At 55.8% G+C, this 17687-nt stretch carries 13 protein-coding genes; 6 read left to right on the forward strand and 7 right to left on the reverse strand.

Annotation, left to right across the window (positions count from 1 at the left end):
* Positions 1-53: 53 nt before the first annotated feature.
* Both uvrA and AC3DKS_RS02860 read left to right on the forward strand, forming a co-directional pair.
* Positions 54-2831 carry an excinuclease ABC subunit UvrA gene (uvrA, locus tag AC3DKS_RS02855; protein WP_272607366.1) on the forward strand — a complete coding sequence of 926 codons (2778 nt, stop codon included), beginning with the start codon at positions 54-56 and terminating at the stop codon, positions 2829-2831.
* A 129-nt stretch (positions 2832-2960) separates the two neighbouring features.
* The gene (locus AC3DKS_RS02860) at positions 2961-4274 is read left to right on the forward strand and encodes a hypothetical protein (protein ID WP_272607367.1); all 1314 of its coding nucleotides are present in this window, start codon (positions 2961-2963) and stop codon (positions 4272-4274) included.
* A 19-nt stretch (positions 4275-4293) separates the two neighbouring features.
* Here the strand turns inward: AC3DKS_RS02860 and AC3DKS_RS02865 are convergent, their stop codons facing one another.
* From AC3DKS_RS02865 to AC3DKS_RS02880, 4 genes are read right to left on the reverse strand one after another with little or no spacing between them, the layout of a single operon-like run.
* Complete coding sequence (locus AC3DKS_RS02865) at positions 4294-5790, reverse strand: oligosaccharide flippase family protein (RefSeq protein ID WP_272607368.1); 1497 nt, start codon at positions 5788-5790, stop codon at positions 4294-4296.
* Entirely contained in the window at positions 5760-7064 is a 1305-nt protein-coding gene (locus tag AC3DKS_RS02870; RefSeq protein ID WP_272607369.1) for a glycosyltransferase family 4 protein, read from the reverse strand. The genes AC3DKS_RS02865 and AC3DKS_RS02870 overlap by 31 nt, the downstream gene beginning before the upstream one ends.
* Positions 7064-9499: a YfhO family protein gene (locus AC3DKS_RS02875; protein ID WP_272607370.1), complete on the reverse strand. Its 2436-nt coding sequence runs from the start codon at positions 9497-9499 to the stop codon at positions 7064-7066. Before AC3DKS_RS02875 ends, AC3DKS_RS02870 begins: the two co-directional genes overlap by 1 nt.
* Before the next feature lie 18 nt (positions 9500-9517).
* A complete protein-coding gene (locus AC3DKS_RS02880) occupies positions 9518-9784 on the reverse strand; it encodes a hypothetical protein (RefSeq protein ID WP_015755067.1) in 267 nt (88 codons plus the stop codon).
* A 78-nt stretch (positions 9785-9862) separates the two neighbouring features.
* Between AC3DKS_RS02880 and AC3DKS_RS02885 the strand changes: the two genes are divergently transcribed.
* Together AC3DKS_RS02885 and AC3DKS_RS02890 are read left to right on the forward strand one after the other, a co-directional pair.
* Positions 9863-10924, forward strand: coding sequence for a transporter (locus AC3DKS_RS02885; protein WP_272607371.1), 1062 nt, complete (start codon positions 9863-9865; stop codon positions 10922-10924).
* Positions 10925-10999: 75 nt separating this feature from the next.
* Entirely contained in the window at positions 11000-12121 is a 1122-nt protein-coding gene (locus AC3DKS_RS02890; RefSeq protein ID WP_015755069.1) for a GNAT family N-acetyltransferase, read from the forward strand.
* Between the two features lie 120 nt (positions 12122-12241).
* Here the strand turns inward: AC3DKS_RS02890 and capB are convergent, their stop codons facing one another.
* The 3 genes from capB to AC3DKS_RS02905 all read right to left on the reverse strand — a co-directional run bounded on the left by capB (position 12242) and on the right by AC3DKS_RS02905 (position 16846).
* Positions 12242-13501, reverse strand: a complete 1260-nt coding sequence (gene capB, locus AC3DKS_RS02895; RefSeq protein ID WP_015755070.1) for a cysteate-C-fatty acyltransferase — start codon at positions 13499-13501, stop codon at positions 12242-12244.
* Between the two features lie 175 nt (positions 13502-13676).
* Positions 13677-14717 (reverse strand): cysteate synthase, encoded by a 1041-nt coding sequence (gene capA / locus AC3DKS_RS02900; RefSeq protein WP_015755071.1) that lies wholly within the window; start codon positions 14715-14717, stop codon positions 13677-13679.
* Between the two features lie 71 nt (positions 14718-14788).
* On the reverse strand, positions 14789-16846 hold the full coding sequence (locus AC3DKS_RS02905; RefSeq protein WP_272607372.1) for a S9 family peptidase: 2058 nt from the start codon (positions 16844-16846) through the stop codon (positions 14789-14791).
* A gap of 135 nt (positions 16847-16981) precedes the next feature.
* Between AC3DKS_RS02905 and AC3DKS_RS02910 the strand changes: the two genes are divergently transcribed.
* Positions 16982-17308 (forward strand): YbaB/EbfC family nucleoid-associated protein, encoded by a 327-nt coding sequence (locus AC3DKS_RS02910; protein ID WP_015755073.1) that lies wholly within the window; start codon positions 16982-16984, stop codon positions 17306-17308.
* 44 nt (positions 17309-17352) lie between these two features.
* A complete protein-coding gene (locus AC3DKS_RS02915; RefSeq protein WP_015755074.1) occupies positions 17353-17664 on the forward strand; it encodes a YegP family protein in 312 nt (103 codons plus the stop codon).
* The last annotated feature ends 23 nt before the right edge of the window (positions 17665-17687 follow it).

A 17687-nucleotide genomic window follows, 5' to 3' on the forward strand; every position in this document is an offset into this window, starting at 1 on the left:
GCGCTTCGGTATGCCCCTGGCAAATCGTATCTTTGCGCCTCATTCCATCGTATATGCCCGCACCCGTCCAAGCCGATCCCAGGCAAAATATCCTGATCCAGGGAGCCCGTCTGCACAACCTGAAGAATATCGACGTGGTGATCCCGCGCAACCAGCTGGTGGTCATCACCGGGATGTCCGGCTCGGGCAAATCGAGCCTGGCCTTTGACACCCTGTACGCCGAGGGCCAGCGTCGCTATGTGGAAAGCCTGTCTTCCTATGCCCGGCAATTCCTGGGGAAACTGGACAAACCCAAGGTAGACCAGATTCGGGGTATCGCCCCTGCCATTGCCATCGAGCAAAAAGTAAACTCCACCAACCCCCGGTCTACGGTGGGCACCACCACGGAAATCTACGACTACCTGAAACTGCTGTATGCTCGGGTGGGCCGCACGTATTCCCCCGTTTCCGGAGAGGAAGTGAAAAAGGATCGGGTATCGGACGTAGTGGATTTCGTCAGGTCCTTTCCGGAGGGAAGCCGGCTGTTGTTGCTCGCCCCGCTCCGGATCCCGGAGGAGCGCGAGGTTTCCAAATCCCTGGAATTGCTCTCCAAACAGGGCTATGCGCGCATCAAGCACCAGGGGGAGGTGGTGCGGATCGACCCGGATCTCGAAGGTGTGGGTCGGGAGTTTGAGCTGGTGGTAGACCGGATCGTGGTGCGGGAAGGAGAAGATTTCCTGAACCGCCTGGCAGGAGCCGTCGATACCGCATTTTTTGAAGGTAAGGGGGAATGCTATGTCGAATCGCTGGCCGATGGGACACGTACGCCTTTCAGCAATAAATTCGAGCGGGACGGGATGCAGTTCCCGGAGCCCAATGTCCACCTTTTCAGTTTCAACAACCCCTATGGGGCCTGCCCGAAATGCGAGGGGTACGGGGACGTCATCGGTATCGATGCGGACCTGGTGATTCCCAACACCGGGCTATCGGTTTACGAAAACGCCATTTTCCCCTGGCGGGGCGACAGCATGGGATGGTACCGGGACCAACTTGTCAACTCGGCCTACAAATTCGACTTCCCCATCCACAAGCCCTGGTTTGAGCTCAGCGAGGAACAGCAGGCCCTGGTTTGGGAAGGAAATGAGCATTTTACCGGCCTGAATGCGTTTTTTGCCAAGCTCGAGGAAAAAAGTTACAAAATCCAGAACCGGGTGATGTTGTCCCGTTACCGGGGCAAGACGCGTTGTTCCGTATGCCGGGGGCGTCGCTTGCGGAAGGAAGCCGAATACGTGCGTATTTACGGTAAATCCATCTCGGATCTGGTGGAAATGCCCCTGTACAAATTGCAGGCGTATTTTGACGAACTCGAGCTCAGCGACCACGATTCCCGCATCGCCCGGCGGTTATTGACCGAAATCCGGAACCGTCTCGCCTACCTGATGCAGGTAGGGCTCGGATACCTGACCCTGAATCGCAAATCCAACACGCTTTCCGGAGGAGAAAGCCAGCGCATCAACCTGGCGACATCCCTGGGCAGCAGCCTGGTGGGCTCCATGTACATCCTGGACGAGCCGAGCATTGGCCTGCATCCGAGGGATACGGAAAACCTGATCGGGGTACTGGAATCCCTGCGCGACCTGGGGAATACAGTGATCGTGGTTGAACACGACGAAGATATGATGCGCGCCGCAGACCGGATCATCGATATCGGGCCTGAAGCCGGCACGCACGGCGGCCGGGTTGTAGCCGAGGGCACCCTGGGGGATATCCTCGCTTCGGATTCTTTCACCGCCCGGTACCTGAACGGCAGCCTGAATATCCCGGTCCCTGCACGCAGACGGACCCCCCGAGGGCATATCGACATCCTGGGGGCACGGGAACACAACCTGAAGAACATCGACGTTCGGATTCCCCTGCAGGTACTCACGGTGATTACCGGGGTCTCTGGCAGCGGGAAAAGTACGCTGATCCGGCGCATCCTCTACCCGATGCTCCAAAAGGAGTTGGGAGGCTATGGCGAAAAAGCCGGGCAGCATACGGAATTCAAGGGGGAGTTCCAGTTTGTCAAATACGTGGAGATGGTAGACCAGAATCCCATCGGGCGGTCGTCCCGGTCGAACCCGGTTACCTATATCAAAGCCTACGACGACATCCGCAACCTCTATGCCGCCCAGAAACTGAGTAAACTCCGCGGTTATAAATCCAAACACTTCTCCTTTAATGTGGACGGCGGCCGATGTGATAAATGCAAAGGGGATGGTGAGATTACCGTGGAAATGCAATTCATGGCCGATGTTCATCTGGAATGCGACCAGTGTGGCGGTCGTAGGTTTCGCAAGGAGGTGCTTGAAGTTAAGTTCGAGGGTGCCTCCATCGCGGACATCCTGGAAATGACCGTTTCGGATTCCATCGAGTTTTTCAAAGAGCACAAACAGGAGAAGATTGCGGCCCGCCTGCAGCCCCTGCAGGATGTCGGGCTGGGATATGTCACCCTGGGCCAGCCCTCCTCCACCCTATCCGGGGGGGAGGCCCAGCGAATCAAACTGGCCTCGTTTCTCGGCAAGGGACAGACCCGGGACAAGGGCGTGTTCATTTTTGACGAGCCCACAACCGGGTTGCATTTCCACGACATCCACAAATTGCTCACCTCCTTCAATGCGCTCCTCGAAAAAGGCCATTCCATAGTGGTCATCGAACACAACATCGAACTGATCAAATCTGCCGACCACGTGATTGACCTGGGGCCGGAAGGCGGGGATAAAGGGGGGCAGATAGTTGCCTTCGGAACTCCTGAGGAAATCGCCGCGCACCCGGATTCCCTCACGGGCCGCTATCTGAAGGGAAAACTCTGAGTTATTTCATTCTATTTCAATACACTGATTTACAGTTGTTTAAATTAGTTTTTTGTTTTTTGGCACGCTAATTGTACCTATTCGGGCGGTATGTAAATAGTTACATCCGGAATCTTAAACCCGAATACGATGAAAAAGTTTCTACTCATTATAGCGGCCATACTGACGGGAGCAGCTAGCCCTGTCGCCGCCAGCACAGACGATAAGGTTGCGCTTCGCAATGCCTTCAACTTTGGCAACTCTTTTATTTTTGTCGAGAACGGTATTACGTTTTCGGTATATCCGGATGGCGAATTTGATTTTTATATCAACGACCGCGTAAACGTAAACGCCCATGTGGGGGTTGGCCCCATCGGGGTGACCTTTAACTCCGGGTATAATTACAACCCCTATGTGCAGTACGATGACTACGGGGCCATCATCCAGGTGGAAAATATCCCGGTATACTACGACTACTACGGTCGCGTAAGCCGTATTGGCGGTGTGGATATCCTGTATCGCAACGGCCTGGCCTACCGGATTGGCGGGATGCGCATCTTTTACACCCCCCGTGGGATTTACGACTACCACACCGGGTTTATCAACGTGTATAACAGGGCGTATGTATTCCGCCCGTGGCACCGCTACTTTGCCCGTCCGGCCGTTGGGTTCTGCATGGTCTATAACCGTCCTTACCGGAGGTTCTACCGTCCCATCCGCTATACGTATTACCGCCCGTACAGGTACAACAACCGCAGGGCGTATGCAGCGGTTGGCAGGACCTACCGCCACGCCCCCCGGGCAGAGCGTACCCGGATCTACCGGAACGACCGGCGCGTAGCCGTACGCAACGACCGGGTACGAAGCAACAGCCGCGTAGCCGTACGCAACGACCGGGTACGAAGCAACAGCCGGGTTGCCCGCAGTGCGAATACGGATGTACGCAGGAACCAGCGCTCCAACGCCACTTCGGTTCGCAGGCAAAGTGCCGCCCGCCAGGGTCAGCGTGACATACGAGGCAACCAACGGGCAACGCGAAGCAATACCTCTGCCCAGTCCCGTCGGAGCACTCAGGATACGCGCACAGTAAAGCGCAGCAGCCGGGAAGTCCGCACGAGTCCGGTTGGAAACACGGTACGCAGCAGCCGGACGACTACGGTACGCAAAACGGAGGCGCGCCGGCCGGTGCCGCAGCGGGCGTCCAGGAGTACGGTAACCACACGGAAATCAACAACCGTTAAGCGCTCGACCGCCTCCCGGAAGGCACCCCAGGCGCACCGTAGTGCAACGGCGCGGAAAGCGCCCCAGGCCCGTCGCAGTGCCCCGGCCAGGCAAGCACCCCAGGCCCGTGGGAAGACCGCTTCCCGGACGGTTCGAAAGTCGGCCGTAAAAAGCAGCCGGCGCAGCGGCTCAGCCGTACGGAGCGGATCGCGTAGCAGAAGCAACAATCGCGGATCGCAATAGAAAATAGTTTTTAGGTTGGTTAGTTGTCAGGACCCCGTGGAGGATTTTTCTTCCCGGGGTCCGGTTTTTTAAACCCCCTGCCCAGAAGGGCGAACGCGTCTTTGGCAATCCCCAGCCGATGGACCAGGCCGAGGTAGAACAATGCCGCCAGCAGTGATTTCAACCCAATATTGACCAGGGGGTGAAACGGAAAGGACAACCAGAGAAACAACGCCCCGGTGAGGACCCCCACCCCGATCAGCCTAAAGGTATCCCGGCTCCAGGGAACCAGGCCGAATTTCAAGCGGACAAACAGGAGTTTGACCAGGTTGTAGGCGGCGATTGAGATAAAAGTGGCCCAAGCAGCCCCATTGATCCCAAAGCGCGGGATCAACCAGATATTCAGTGCGATGGTGATGAGCACCAGGCCCAGGCCAAATACCAGCAACATCCGGTAATACCGGGAATTGTACAGGATGGCCGCATTGATACCCAAAAAGGAATCAAAAACCCGGGCAGCCCCGATCAGGGCCACAATGGTAAAACCACCCCGGTAATTTTCGGGCAACAGGAGATAGAGCTCTTCGAGGTTCATCAGGATCAGCAGGTATATAAGCCCCGCCGCCACCAGCAGGGCCAGGGAACTTTTCCGGTAGAGGCTCCCAAGGCCCGACAGGTCCTTTGCGTGGAGCAGTTCGGCGGTAATCGGATAGGTAATCTGGTGCATGGCCCGTTGGGGGACGATAATTACCGTGGCGATAAAGACGGCTACCGTGTAATAGGCCACATTCGCCAGTTCGATATACTGGTTGATCATGAACCGGTCTACTTCCAGGAGCAGTACGGAAACCGATCCGCCCAGGAGGATCAGCGCGCTGTACACGGTAATTTCCCGGGAGTCCCCGGGCAGTCGGAACCGAAATCGGAAGGGCATCAGCCGCAGGGCATATACTGCCATCAGCAGGCACCTCAGGGCATACAGGCCCACCAGCCACCTGAGGAAGCCAGCCACCGAGAGCACTTCAAAATACAACAGGAAAAGCAGGAGACTGACCCCCAGCCGGACAAAGACTTCCTTTAAAAACGTACCGAATGCCGAACGGAGGCACACCTTGCTCCATGCAAAAAACACCTCAAAATACGCCATGGAAAGGCCGATCAGGAAAATATGCCCGACATATTCCGCCACTATGGCATTTTCCCGGGCCAGGAAACTCCCGATAGCCTCATCCGCCAACAAGCTGAATACCGCCAGGGGGAGGATAAAAACCAGGGGGAGCAGAAGCATTCGCGTCAGGAACGGGTTCCGGTGCGGTGCTTCCCGGTTGGCGGAAAAGAATTTCACCAGGGTGTTCGGCACCCCGAAGGCCATCAGCGGCATCAGGAGCGCACCGGTGGAAAGGATAACCCCCACCAGGCCAAAATAGGTATCGGACAGGAAACGGGTGTATAAAACGAGCGTGTTGACGGCCCCCAACCCGAAACCGACATAGGTTAGCAGCGTGTTTACGATGGATTGTCTGAGGATAATTCCCATAGGATTTCCTTTGCCAGCCGGCCGGTGAGTTCCCGGCGATGGTATTGGGCTACTCCTCCCGGCCGGACCGAAAGGGCGCCTTTTCGATAAAGATCGTACCATTGCCGAAGCTGCGCAAGGATTTCGTCCATTTGTCCGTACCGGAAACCCGCTCCGCAGCCGCTGCCTATCACCCGGTCCGCGGCTTCCCATCCATCCGGGCCTATGGCGAGGATGGGCCGGGCAGCAGCCATGTATTCAAAAAGCTTCCCGGGCACGATGCCCCGCGTTTCCGGCGAGTCGATTTCGAGCAGCAGCAGCAGCTGTGCCTTTTCCTGCCGGATGATAGCTTCGCGGTGCGGGACATATGCGTGTATTTTGGTATGGGCCTCCAGGCCGTGCTCCCTCAGGGACTCCATCACCTCCTCGCTGACCAGGCCGGTAAGTTCCAGGCGAAAATCTTCCCGAAAACCCGGCGTATCCCGGAGGAGTGTAGCCAGGGCCTGCCAGAGGGCATCGGGGTTGCGCCCGCTGAGGAGCGAACCGATATGCGCCACCACAAAGGCACCGTCCGGCTGGTCTCCCCGGGCAGGCTGCCGGTCGAAACCGTTGGTGATTACCGCTACCGGGCGGGGCGTATGGGATCCCAGGCTATCGGCCGTTACCTGGCTGGTTGCCATGACGCGATCCGCCGCGCCGAGGACCTGGGTTTCCAGCTCCCTGTGTTTTCTACGGGCCCGTTTGCCAAGGCTCATGGCGGAATGGTAGCCGATCTCCGTCCAGGGGTCCCTAAAATCCGCGACCCATTTCAGGTTCGGCCTGCGCCGGGACAATTCCAGCCCGATCAGGTGCAGGCTGTGGGGCGGCCCGGTGGTCACCAGGGTGGTGATCCCCTCCTGATCCAGGATGCCAGGCAATTCGCGGACGGCTTTTTTTACCCAGAATTTGCGGGCGTCCGGAATGAAAAAATTGCCTCGGGCCCAAAGCAACAGCCGTTCCACCAACCCCGGGTTCCTCCTTTGGATAATTCCGGAACTGATCCGCCCGGCCTTCTTCCGGCCAAACAGCCGTGCCCATGCATAGGGTTCCCAAAATTGGCTCCTGTATACCGTGAGGTTTTCCGGCACCTCCCGCTCCAGGTCCGGGTCGGTTAACGGGTAATGGGGGGTTTCGGGAAGGTAGAGAACAGGCTCGAAGCCAAAGTCGCGCAGGTACTTCACAAAGAACAGCCATCGCTGGACTCCGGGGCCTCCAGCGGGTGGCCAGTAATACGTAACGACCAGTACCTTATGCATTATTCCGTTTCCTTGGGAGGACGTTTTACCAGTCGGTAGGTCACGGCGCCCAGCAGGAGTACCAGCAGAGCGATGGATCCCGCCAGGGATATCCGGCTTCCCTTCCGGACAACTTCCGGTTCGAAACGGAAGGTCACCCGGTTTTCCCCGGCCGGCACCTCCAGGGCCCGCAGGGCGTAATTCACCCGAAAATGGTCGGCTTCCCGTCCATCGATAGATGCCTGCCAGCCTTCGGGGTAATACATCTCAGAAAACACCAGCAAACCTTCATGGGCATTTCGAACCGTGTATTCCAGGAAATTCGGGCGATAGGTATCCAGTTGGGCCGTCGCGGCTGAATCCCGGACGTATGCCCTGGAGCCGTATTCCGGGAAATCCGAGGTGTTGACCACGGCGGTACGGCTAACCTGCAGCGTATCCAGCGACCGGATAGCGGCATCCGCCGTGGGCACGGGAACCAGGTTTTCCACAAACCAGGCATTGCCCATTGCATTCGGGTTCAGGGTCACGGACGGGGCCCCTTCTTCATTGGTCTGTATCAGGTATTTGGTGTTCAGCATGTGAAGTACCTGCCGGTTGTCGCGGTAGATGTGGTAGTCGAATAAATCCATTAAACGCCTGGGCTTAGCCGCATGGTAGCCCCCCAGGGAATGGTGGAAATACGAAGTCCGGGCCCCGTTGAGCCCCTCCCCCACATTCAGCACCCGGAATACCGATGTATCCCGAAGGATAACCTGGTCTGCCTGGGACATCGCTATCGGGGCGTTCATTCGCCTTTCCGGGACAAAATCCCCGGAATCCACGTATCGCTTGTCAACTCCGACCAGGTCGATCAGCAAGACAATGCCCAGGGCAGCCAGGGTCAGGTTCCGCCCCAGGCGGCCCTTGACATGCAGCCAGAGCAGCCCGGCCCCCGCCAGGACAATGATCAGGGACCGGATGGTGTCGGCAATATAAACAGCTTCCCGGTCTCTGCGGATTACCTGCATTACGTCTTCCCCAAAATACCGGGTCAACATCGGGTCGCTGCCGCCTGAAAAATCGAAAAGCCCCCTGGAGAGGAAGAGCAACACCCCCAAGCCGGCAAGGGACCCGGTCGCAACAACCAGGGCCCGAATTTTTTTGGATGCCTCCAGGGACGGGTCAAAAAAACGCTTCAATGCCAGGATGCCCAGGATGGGAAAGCAGAGTTCGAGAATGACCTGGGCCGAAGAGACGGCCCGGAACTTGTCGTAGAGCGGAAAATATTCGATCATCAAGTCCGTGAGCAGCGGGAAATTCTTTCCCCAGGAGAGCAACAGCGATAGTATTGCTCCTCCGAGCAACCACCATTTGGCCCGGCCGCGAACGAGCAGCAGCCCGAGCAGGAAGAAAAACACAATCAGGGCTCCCACGTAGGCCGGGGCGGAAACACCCGGCTGATCCCCCCAGTAGAGCTGGAGGTTGTTGCTGAACTCAAGCGCCTGGGAGCGCGGCACACCCTGGTCGATCAGAAATTCATACGTCTTGGACCCCTCCCCCAGGGACTCTACGGAAGCCCCCCCGAAAAGCCTGGGGACGAACAGGTTCAGGGATTCCACAATCCCGTAGCTGTACTGGGTGATGTATTCGGTGTCCAGGCCGTTGGTCTGTTCCATGGGGTTTCCCTCCGGGTCCAGGGTGAGCTGGGAGGGGCCCCGCGTACTCCAGGCCGCGTATTCCCGGGTAGCCATCAGGGAGGCCGCGTTGGGCAGGATCCCCAGGAGAACCGCGAGAACCAGCAAACCCGTGGCCAGGGCAAAATGCTTCAGTTGCCCCCGACGGATAGCATCGATCAGATACACCAGGCCCAGTACCAATACCAGCAACATAAAGTAATAGGTCATCTGATAGTGGTTCGCCTGGATTTCAAGGGCCATGGCAAAAGCTGTGAGCACAAATCCCCAGAGGTATTTTTTGCGGTAAACGAGCAGTATCCCGCCCAGCAACATGGGCAGGTAGCCCAGCGCGTGTGCCTTGGCATTGTGGCCAACGCCCAGGATGATAATCAGGTAGGTGGAGAAGCCATAGGCCAAAGCCCCCAGGACGGCCAGCCGGTAATCCACTTTCAGGCAGCACATCAGGATGTAGAAGCTCAGCATATACAGGAAGAGGTAATCGGCCGGCCTGGGCAAAAAACGGATTGCCCGGTCCAGGTTCTTTACGTATTCATGGGGGTAGCGCGCGCCGAGCTGATAGGTGGGCATCCCCCCGAAGGCACTGTTGGTCCAATAGGGCTCCTCCCCGGTTTCTTTGCGGAATTCTTCCTGTTCCTGGGCCATCCCCCGGTATTGGACGATGTCCGACTGGTAGATGACCTTGCCCTGGAGAACCGGGTAAAAATAGGCAAGGGACGCCAGCGCAAAGAAAACGGCTACGAAAAAGTGGGTAAAAAATTGTTTGAGGTCGAGGTTCATCTTTGGGTCCGGGTCGGTTTAGGATTCTTCGACTTCCTCGTATTCGATATACTCCCCTACAGGCTCTGCGGGAGGTTGTTTGCGGGCGGGTTTCCGGTCGATGGTCACCTCCCCGGTCCTTCTGCTGCCCGGGTCCTCCGGAGCCCTGCCGCGGAAGGCTTCCTGAAAGTACTCTTCGGTCTTCCTCCTGGCATACCGCCTGAGCCACGGGCCTAACAGCCGCCCGAGCAGGAGCAGGAAATAGTAGCCGAGAAGCAGAACCAAAAGGAACTTTAAAATACCCATTAACTGATCACTCTGTATATCAAAAGTACGATTCCGACGTTGTATTAACTGTACAAAAGTCCTAAAATAATACTAAATATGGCATCAAAAACCCGCGGAATCCTCAATGAAATCGGCAAATTCGGGCTTTTGGCCACTCTGTTGGCCTGGGGCCTGGCCGCGCATGCCCAATATACGGATGTCATCAATTCCAACCGCCCCGGCAAGGCCAATAGCGCCTACGCGGTGGGAAAAGGCGTTGTCCAACTCGAATCGGGCCTGGTTTACGAACAACAGGACCACGCCATCCTGAACACGGAATCCGGAATCTTCGGCGTGGATGTCGCTTTGAGGTACGGGCTGCTGTTTGAAGCGCTGGAACTCCAATACGAAGGAATCTACCAGAACCAGAATATTACCTACTCCAACCTGGGCACGGAGGCTTCTCTTACCGATTTCTACCGGAACCGTGTGGGCCTGAAATTCCTGATCTACGACCGCTACAAGGACCCGGAACGCAACAAGCCAAATATCAGGAGCTGGAGGGCCAACAACGTTTTCCAATTAAAAAACCTGATCCCTTCCGTGGCCCTCTACGGGGGGGCAAACTTCGTGTTGGGCGACAACCCGTTCTACCCCGGTGAACCTACGGTTTCCCCCAGGGCCATGGTGGCCACCCAAAGCCGGTTGTCCCCGAGGTTTGTCCTGGTCACCAATATCGCCTACGACCGGATTGGGACGGATTTCCCCGAATGGAGCTACCTGGTTTCCATTTCCCACGCCTTCAGGAACCCGAAATGGAGTGTTTTTGTGGAAAACCAGGGCATCCAAAGCGACCGCTACTCCGATGTATTGCTCCGAAGCGGCGTCGCCTACCTGTTCAGCCCGAACTTCCAGGCCGATATCAACCTGGGTGCCGGCTTTAAAAACACCCCCAGCCGGATCTTTATCAGCTCCGGGGTTTCTTACCGGCTGGACTTCCACAAGGATCAGCTTATCCCGATTGAAGACCAGGAGAAAATTGGCCGCAATAGCATGCGCCGGGGCGGGAGAAAACTATCCAAAGCCGAGAGGCGGAGCCAGCGACGGGCTGAAAAACGCAACAAAAAACGGGAAAAAAGCGACGACGGGGGCGATGACTGGGAATTCAACCCAATCTGACGTTCGCGGAATTCAGGAAAACTACTTTACGCTATGCGGAAAGTTCCGTAATATTGGAACCTGCAAACGCGTCCCATGATCCGAATAGAAGAAGCGCATTCCAAAAGAGATATGAAGTCCTTTGTCCGCTTCCCCTTTACGCTGTACAAGGACTCCCCGTATTGGGTTCCGCCCATCATCCGCGAGGAGCTCGCCTCTTTCGACCCAAAGGTAAATCCCGTTTTTCGCCAGGCAGAGGCGCGGTTTTTCCTCGCCTACAGCGGCAGCGAGGTGGTGGGCAGGGTGGCTGCCATCATCAACCGTACCGAGGTGGAGCAACAGGGACTGAAAAAGATGCGGTTCGGTTGGTTCGATTTCAAGGACGATCCGGAAATCAGCAGGGCGTTGCTCGACAAAGTTGCTGAAATTGGCAATGACAATGGCCTGGAGTACATGGAAGGGCCCATGGGGTTTTCCAACCTGGATAAGGTTGGGGTACTTACCGAGGGTTTCGACCACATCGGGACGATGGTCACCTGGTACAACTACCCCTACTACGCTACCCACCTGGAAAATCTCGGATTTACGCGCGAAAAGGAGTACCTGGAGAGCAAATTCCCCGCGGCAAACGCGGATCCCCGGCTGTTTACCCGTATTGAAGCAACCATTCGCCAGCGCTATGGGCTACGGGCCCTGAACTTCACGAAAACTTCTGAAATCATGCCCTGGGCGGACAAGATGTTTGACCTTTTTAATGCATCCTATGCGCGGTTGTCATCTTTTGTGCCGATTTCCGAGGAACAGAAGGCGTACTTCAAGAAAAAGTATATCGGGTTTATCAACCCGGAATACATCAAATTCGTGGTAGACGAAGACGACCGGATTATCGCCTTTGCCATCGTGATGCCCTCCTTTTCCAAAGCCTTGCAGAAAGCACGTGGAAAATTGTTCCCCTTTGGTTTTCGTCACCTGTTGCACGCCCGGAAACACAACAAGGACGCTATATTCTACCTGATCGGGATCGAGCCGGAATTCCAGAATAAGGGGATTACCTCAATCATCTTCAACGAATACTACAAGGTTTTTCAGGAAAAAGGTGTAACCATGTGCTACCGGACGCCGGAACTGGCAGAAAACAAGGCCATCCAGCAAATGTGGAAACACTTTTCACCCGTCGTTTACAAACGGAGGTGCACGTATCGGAAACAACTCGGCTGATCCGTTCCGCGAAACCGGCAAGCCCTCCAATTCCAGAACCCGCGATTCCTTCCGTCCCGGCCTAATAAAGAAAAACCCGGCGCCGTGCCGGGTTTCCTGTTCTGTAAAATTGCTCCCGGGTTACTCCCCCATGGCCGCAGCAACCGCCGCAGAGAGCCGTTTGTAGGTGCCGTTTTGCAGTCGTTCGCGGATGGCGGAAAAAGCCTCCAGCGTTTCCTCTATATCCTCGGCTGTGTGGGTGGCCGTAGGGATCATTCGCAATAGGATCAGTCCCTTGGGGATTACCGGATATACCACAATGGAGCAGAATATACCGTAATTTTCCCGCAGGTCCTTAACCAGTGCCATCGCCTCCGGGATGCTACCGTTCAGGTATACCGGGGTGACGCAGGAACTGGTAGTCCCGATATCGAATCCGCGTTCCTTCAGCCCGTTTTGCAAGGCATTGACGTTCTCCCAGAGTTTCTCTTTGAGTTCCGGCATGGTGCGGAGCATTTCCAGGCGTTTCAGGGCTCCCTTCACGTAAACCATGGGCAGGGATTTGGCGAACATCTGGGAACGCAGGTTGTATTTCAGGTAGTCGATGATTTCCTGGTCGGCCGCTAAAAAGGCGCCTATACCGGCCATGGATTTCGCAAAGGTGGCGAAGTAGACGTCAATCTCGTCCTGAACCCCCTGCTCTTCCCCGGCCCCGGCCCCGGTTTTCCCGAGGGTTCCGAATCCGTGTGCATCGTCTACCAGCAGGCGGAAGTTGTATTTTTCCTTCAGGGCCACAATCTCCTTGAGTTTTCCCTGTTCGCCCCGCATTCCAAACACGCCTTCCGAAATCACCAGGATGCCTCCCCCGGTTTGTTCGGCCAGTTTCACCGCCCGTTCCAGGTTTTTCTCCAGGGACTCGATGTCGTTGTGCTTAAAGGTAAAGCGTTTCCCCACGTGCAGCCGGACCCCGTCGATAATACAGGCGTGGGAATCCACGTCGTATACGATGATATCGTCCTTGGACACCAGGGCGTCGATGGCCGACATAATCCCCTGGTAGCCGAAATTCAGCAGGTAGGCAGCCTCTTTGTCCACAAACTCGGCCAATTCTTTTTCGAGTTGTTCGTGGTAATCCGTATGGCCGCTCATCATGCGGGCACCCATCGGATAGGCGGCTCCGTGTTCCAGGGCGGCTTCCCCGTCTACTTTTTTGATTTCCGGGAGGTTGGCGAGGCCGAGGTAGTCGTTGATGCTCCAGGTAATCACCTCTTTGCCCTGGAATTTCATCCGGTTCGAGATAGGGCCTTCCAGTTTCGGAAAGACGAAATACCCTTCGGCCTGGGAAGCCCAGCGTCCCAGCGGACCCTTATTCTCAATAATTCGATCGAATATATCTTTCATGGAGTTTAGCTTGGTTGCGCAGGAAACCTACCGGGAAGCATGTTGCAAAACGCGAATTTCCGCGGGTAGCGATCCGAGGCAAAAGTAAAGAAATTTAAAGCGAATTCATAGCATCGGGAGGAAGCAATTGCGGGAATTTTCCACAATCTGCAGGATGTACCAGGCTGGCCTGAAATTACTTGATTACCTGGATTTGCTGCTCTTCCCCGACGTGTTTGCTGTCGAAGAACCCCTGATCCTCCATCCATTTGTCGCTGTAGATTTTGCTCATATAACGACTGCCGTGGTCCGGGAAGATCACCACAACGCGGCTATTTGCGTCGAATGTTTTGTCTTCCTGCAGTTGTTTGAGAGCCTGCATGGCCGCGCCGCTCGTATACCCCGCAAAAATCCCCTCCTTATGGCAGAGTTCCCGGGCAGTATGGGCGCTCTCTTCATCGGTCACCTTGATAAACTCGTCGATAACGGTAAAATCCGTAGCGTCCGGGATCAGGTTCTTGCCGAGGCCCTCGATCCGGTACGGATAGATTTCCTCCGTGTCGAATTCCCCGGTTTCGTGGTATTTCTTCAGGACGGAGCCGTAGGCATCCACTCCGATGATCCGGATATCCGGATTTTGCTCCTTCAGGTAGCGCGCCGTACCCGAAATGGTGCCCCCTGTGCCGCTGCAGGCCACCAGGTGGGTAATCTGGCCTCCGGTCTGTTCCCAGATCTCAGGCCCGGTGGTGGCGTAGTGGGCCTTGATATTAAAATCGTTGAAATACTGGTTGATGTAAATGGAGTTCTGGGTTTCCTGGTGAAGCCTTTTGGCTACCTGGTAATAGGACCTGGGGTCGTCTGCGCTCACGTGGGCGGGACAGATATACACCTTGGCACCCATGGAACGAAGCATATCGATCTTATCCCTGGAGGACTTGGAACTCACCGCCAGGATACATTCGTACCCCTTGATGATGCTGACCATGGCCAGGCTGAAGCCCGTATTCCCGGAGGTAGTTTCGATTACTGTGCTACCGGGCTTGAGAATCCCGCTCCGTTCGGCCTCTTCAATGATAAAATGGGCAATCCGATCCTTGGAGGAATGACCCGGGTTGAAGGCCTCGAGTTTGGCGTAGTATTCCCCGGGGAAGCCGGCCGTCAGACGATTCAAACGGACCAGGGGGGTTTTTCCAATAAGTTCAAGGATATTGTTAAACGCCTGTATCTCTTGTTTCATACACTAAGGTTAGGCTCATAAACCGGCCGATGCGGTTCGGATTTGGAGGCAAAATTACTATTTTTTTTGGATTATGGCACTTTCCCCTCCAGATCGAGCAGGAAGGCGTATTCCATAGCGGTCTCGCGAAGGGCTTCAAATCTCCCGGAAGCCCCGCCGTGCCCGGCGTCCATGTTCGTGTATAAAAACAGTTGGCGGTCGCCCAGTTTTTTGCTCCGCAGGCGGGCAACCCACTTGGCAGGTTCCCAATACTGTACCTGGGAGTCGTGCAGGCCCGTAGTCACCAGCATATGCGGGTATTCCTGCTCCCGGACATTGTCATAGGGGGAATACCCCACCATATACTCATAATATTGGGGGTCGGCGGGATTGCCCCATTCGTCGTATTCCCCGGTGGTCAGCGGGATGCTTTCGTCCAGCATGGTGGTTACCACGTCCACAAACGGAACGGCGGCAATGACCCCGTTAAAAAGATCCGGGGCCGCATTGATCACTGCCCCGATAAGGAGGCCGCCGGCCGAGCCCCCATACGCATAGATGTGGGGGGGCGTGGTGTATTTTTCGGCAATCAGAAAGCGGGCGCAATCCTCAAAATCCGTGAAGGTATTCATTTTCTTCAGCAGCTTCCCCTCTTCGTACCAGGGCCTGCCCAGGTATTCGCCCCCGCGGATATGGGCGATGGCATAGATGAACCCCCGGTCCAGAAGGCTCAGGCGCACCGTGGAAAAATAGGGGTCTGAGGTGCTCCCATACGACCCGTATCCATACAGCAATAGCGGGCTGCTGCCATCGAGGGGGGTCTCCCGGTGGTACACCAGTGAAACCGGTACTTTAACCCCATCCCGGGCCGTTGCCCATACCCTCCGGGATTCGTAGTTTTCTTTTTGGAATTTGCCCCCCAGGACCTCCTGTTCCTTGAGAATTGTCTTCTGGCGCGTTGCCATATTGAATTCCACAATGCTGTACGGTGACGTCATGGCATTGTAGACGTAGCGCAGGTTTTCCGTGTCGAAGTCCAGGTTGACATACGGGTAGGCCACATAGGTTTCATTATCAAAGGGCAGGTAATAATCCGCTCCTCCATCCCAGCGGACAATCCGCATTTTACTCAGGCCGTTGTCGCGTTCGGTCACCACATAATACTCCCTGAAAATATCGAGGTCTTCCACAAGCACGGCATCCCGGTGAGGGATAAAAGGTTTCCAGTATTCGCTCCCTGTCTGATCCTCTGTAGTCTGCATCACCTTGAAATTCGTGGCCCCGTCCCGGTTGGTCAGGATAAAAAACCGGTCCGCGTAGTGGTAGATGGAATACTCCACCCCGCGCTGGCGCGGAGTGAAAATCCGGAATTCCCCTTCAGGTTCGTCGGCTGGCAGGATCCGGTACTCCGAGGTCAGCGTGCTGAAGGATCCGATAATGATGTATTTTCTGGATTTGGATTTGTACACGTACGTGTTAAAAGTCTCATCTTCCTCCAGGTAAACCAGTTCGTCTTCAGAAGCCGGGGTGCCCAGTCGGTGTTTGAAAATTGCATCCGCCCTAAGGGTTTCCGGGTCCTTCCGGGTATAAAAAAACGTCCGGTTGTCCGTAGCCCAGACGCCTCCGCCGGTGGTATGCGGCAGGACATCCTCAAAGTCCTCCCCGGTTTCCAGATTCCTGATCCGAATGTCGTACAGTCTGCGGGATACGGTATCCGTCCCAAATGCAGCCAGCTTGTTATCCGGGCTGACCGAAATTCCGCGAAGGTCGAAATAGTCATGACCCGCAGCCAACTGGTTGGCGTCAAACAGGATTTCCTCTTCGGACTCCAGGGAACCTTTTTTCCGCGTATACACCGGGTATTCCTTCCCGACTTCAAACCGGGTGATATACCAGTAGCCGTTTAGTTTGTAGGGCACCGAGGTATCGTCTTCGCGGATGCGGGCTTTCATCTCCTGGAACAATTCCTCCCGGAATTTTTCCGTGTGGGCGGTCATTTGACGGAAATAGTCATTTTCGGCCTCCAGGTATTCGATAACCTCCGGGCTTTCCCGTTCCCTGAGCCAGTAGTACTCATCCACCCGTTTTTTGCCGTGGATTTCGAGTATGTGGGGATTTTTAGTGGCAATGGGCGGCATGGGCTGGGGCATTTTCGGGGTTACTTTTTGATACCATGTGGCAAAAATAGCATTTATGCACTGAACTCCCCAAGGCGGATTTTCCTTCGGGCCGGGCCGTAAAAAAGACGTATTTTCGCCTGAGAGAAACCCAAAAAACGCGAAGATATGTTCGGAGACCTGATGGGGATGATGGGGAAACTCAAGGAATCCCAGGAAAAAGTAAAAGCCACCCGTGAACGACTCAAAACGGTCACCCTCCGCGAATCCAGCCCGGACGGACTGCTGGAAGTAACCGTTTCGGCATCCCGGGAGATCAGGGATATTCAAATTTCGGGGGAATTATTGGGTGACAAGGAACAATTGACAGACTACCTGGTGACTGTTGTAAACCGGGCAATGCAAAAAGCCGGGGAAATCCACGACGCCGAATTGTCGGCTGCGGCCAAAGAAGGGATGCCGGACATCCCGGGGCTGGACAATTTCCTGAAATAGGTATGCCGGAAATTCCGTATCTTGATAATGCCTAACACCCAGAGATGCTCGAATACCTGAATGAAGGCGAAAGCGGTTGCCGGTTTGTGGTGAAAAGCGCCCAGGGCCACCCGCTATTGGAAAGCGTTTCCTTCCCGAACCGGGAGGATGCCCGTGAACAGGTGCGTCTCCTCCAGCCAACGCTGCGCGACCCGGCTATTTTTGAACGGCGGACGGATCACCGGGGCCGGTTTCAGTTCACCCTGCGCTCCCCCGGGGGGCAGGTCCTCGGGCACAGCCAATTCTACCAGTCCGAAGCGGGCATGGAGAACGGGATTGCCAATATTCGCCAGCAACTGGGTTCGCTGGAACTCTGACAGAGACCTGTGAATCACCGGCC

This window comes from Robiginitalea sp. (assembly GCF_982776155.1).

Coding starts and splice junctions, on each gene's coding strand:
- uvrA (WP_272607366.1), top strand. CDS start 54: ATGCCCGCACCCGTCCAAGCCGATCCCAGGCAAAATATCCTGATCCAG.
- AC3DKS_RS02860 (WP_272607367.1), top strand. CDS start 2,961: ATGAAAAAGTTTCTACTCATTATAGCGGCCATACTGACGGGAGCAGCT.
- AC3DKS_RS02865 (WP_272607368.1), bottom strand. CDS start 5,790: ATGGGAATTATCCTCAGACAATCCATCGTAAACACGCTGCTAACCTAT.
- AC3DKS_RS02870 (WP_272607369.1), bottom strand. CDS start 7,064: ATGCATAAGGTACTGGTCGTTACGTATTACTGGCCACCCGCTGGAGGC.
- AC3DKS_RS02875 (WP_272607370.1), bottom strand. CDS start 9,499: ATGAACCTCGACCTCAAACAATTTTTTACCCACTTTTTCGTAGCCGTT.
- AC3DKS_RS02880 (WP_015755067.1), bottom strand. CDS start 9,784: ATGGGTATTTTAAAGTTCCTTTTGGTTCTGCTTCTCGGCTACTATTTC.
- AC3DKS_RS02885 (WP_272607371.1), top strand. CDS start 9,863: ATGGCATCAAAAACCCGCGGAATCCTCAATGAAATCGGCAAATTCGGG.
- AC3DKS_RS02890 (WP_015755069.1), top strand. CDS start 11,000: ATGATCCGAATAGAAGAAGCGCATTCCAAAAGAGATATGAAGTCCTTT.
- capB (WP_015755070.1), bottom strand. CDS start 13,501: ATGAAAGATATATTCGATCGAATTATTGAGAATAAGGGTCCGCTGGGA.
- capA (WP_015755071.1), bottom strand. CDS start 14,717: ATGAAACAAGAGATACAGGCGTTTAACAATATCCTTGAACTTATTGGA.
- AC3DKS_RS02905 (WP_272607372.1), bottom strand. CDS start 16,846: ATGCCCCAGCCCATGCCGCCCATTGCCACTAAAAATCCCCACATACTC.
- AC3DKS_RS02910 (WP_015755073.1), top strand. CDS start 16,982: ATGTTCGGAGACCTGATGGGGATGATGGGGAAACTCAAGGAATCCCAG.
- AC3DKS_RS02915 (WP_015755074.1), top strand. CDS start 17,353: ATGCTCGAATACCTGAATGAAGGCGAAAGCGGTTGCCGGTTTGTGGTG.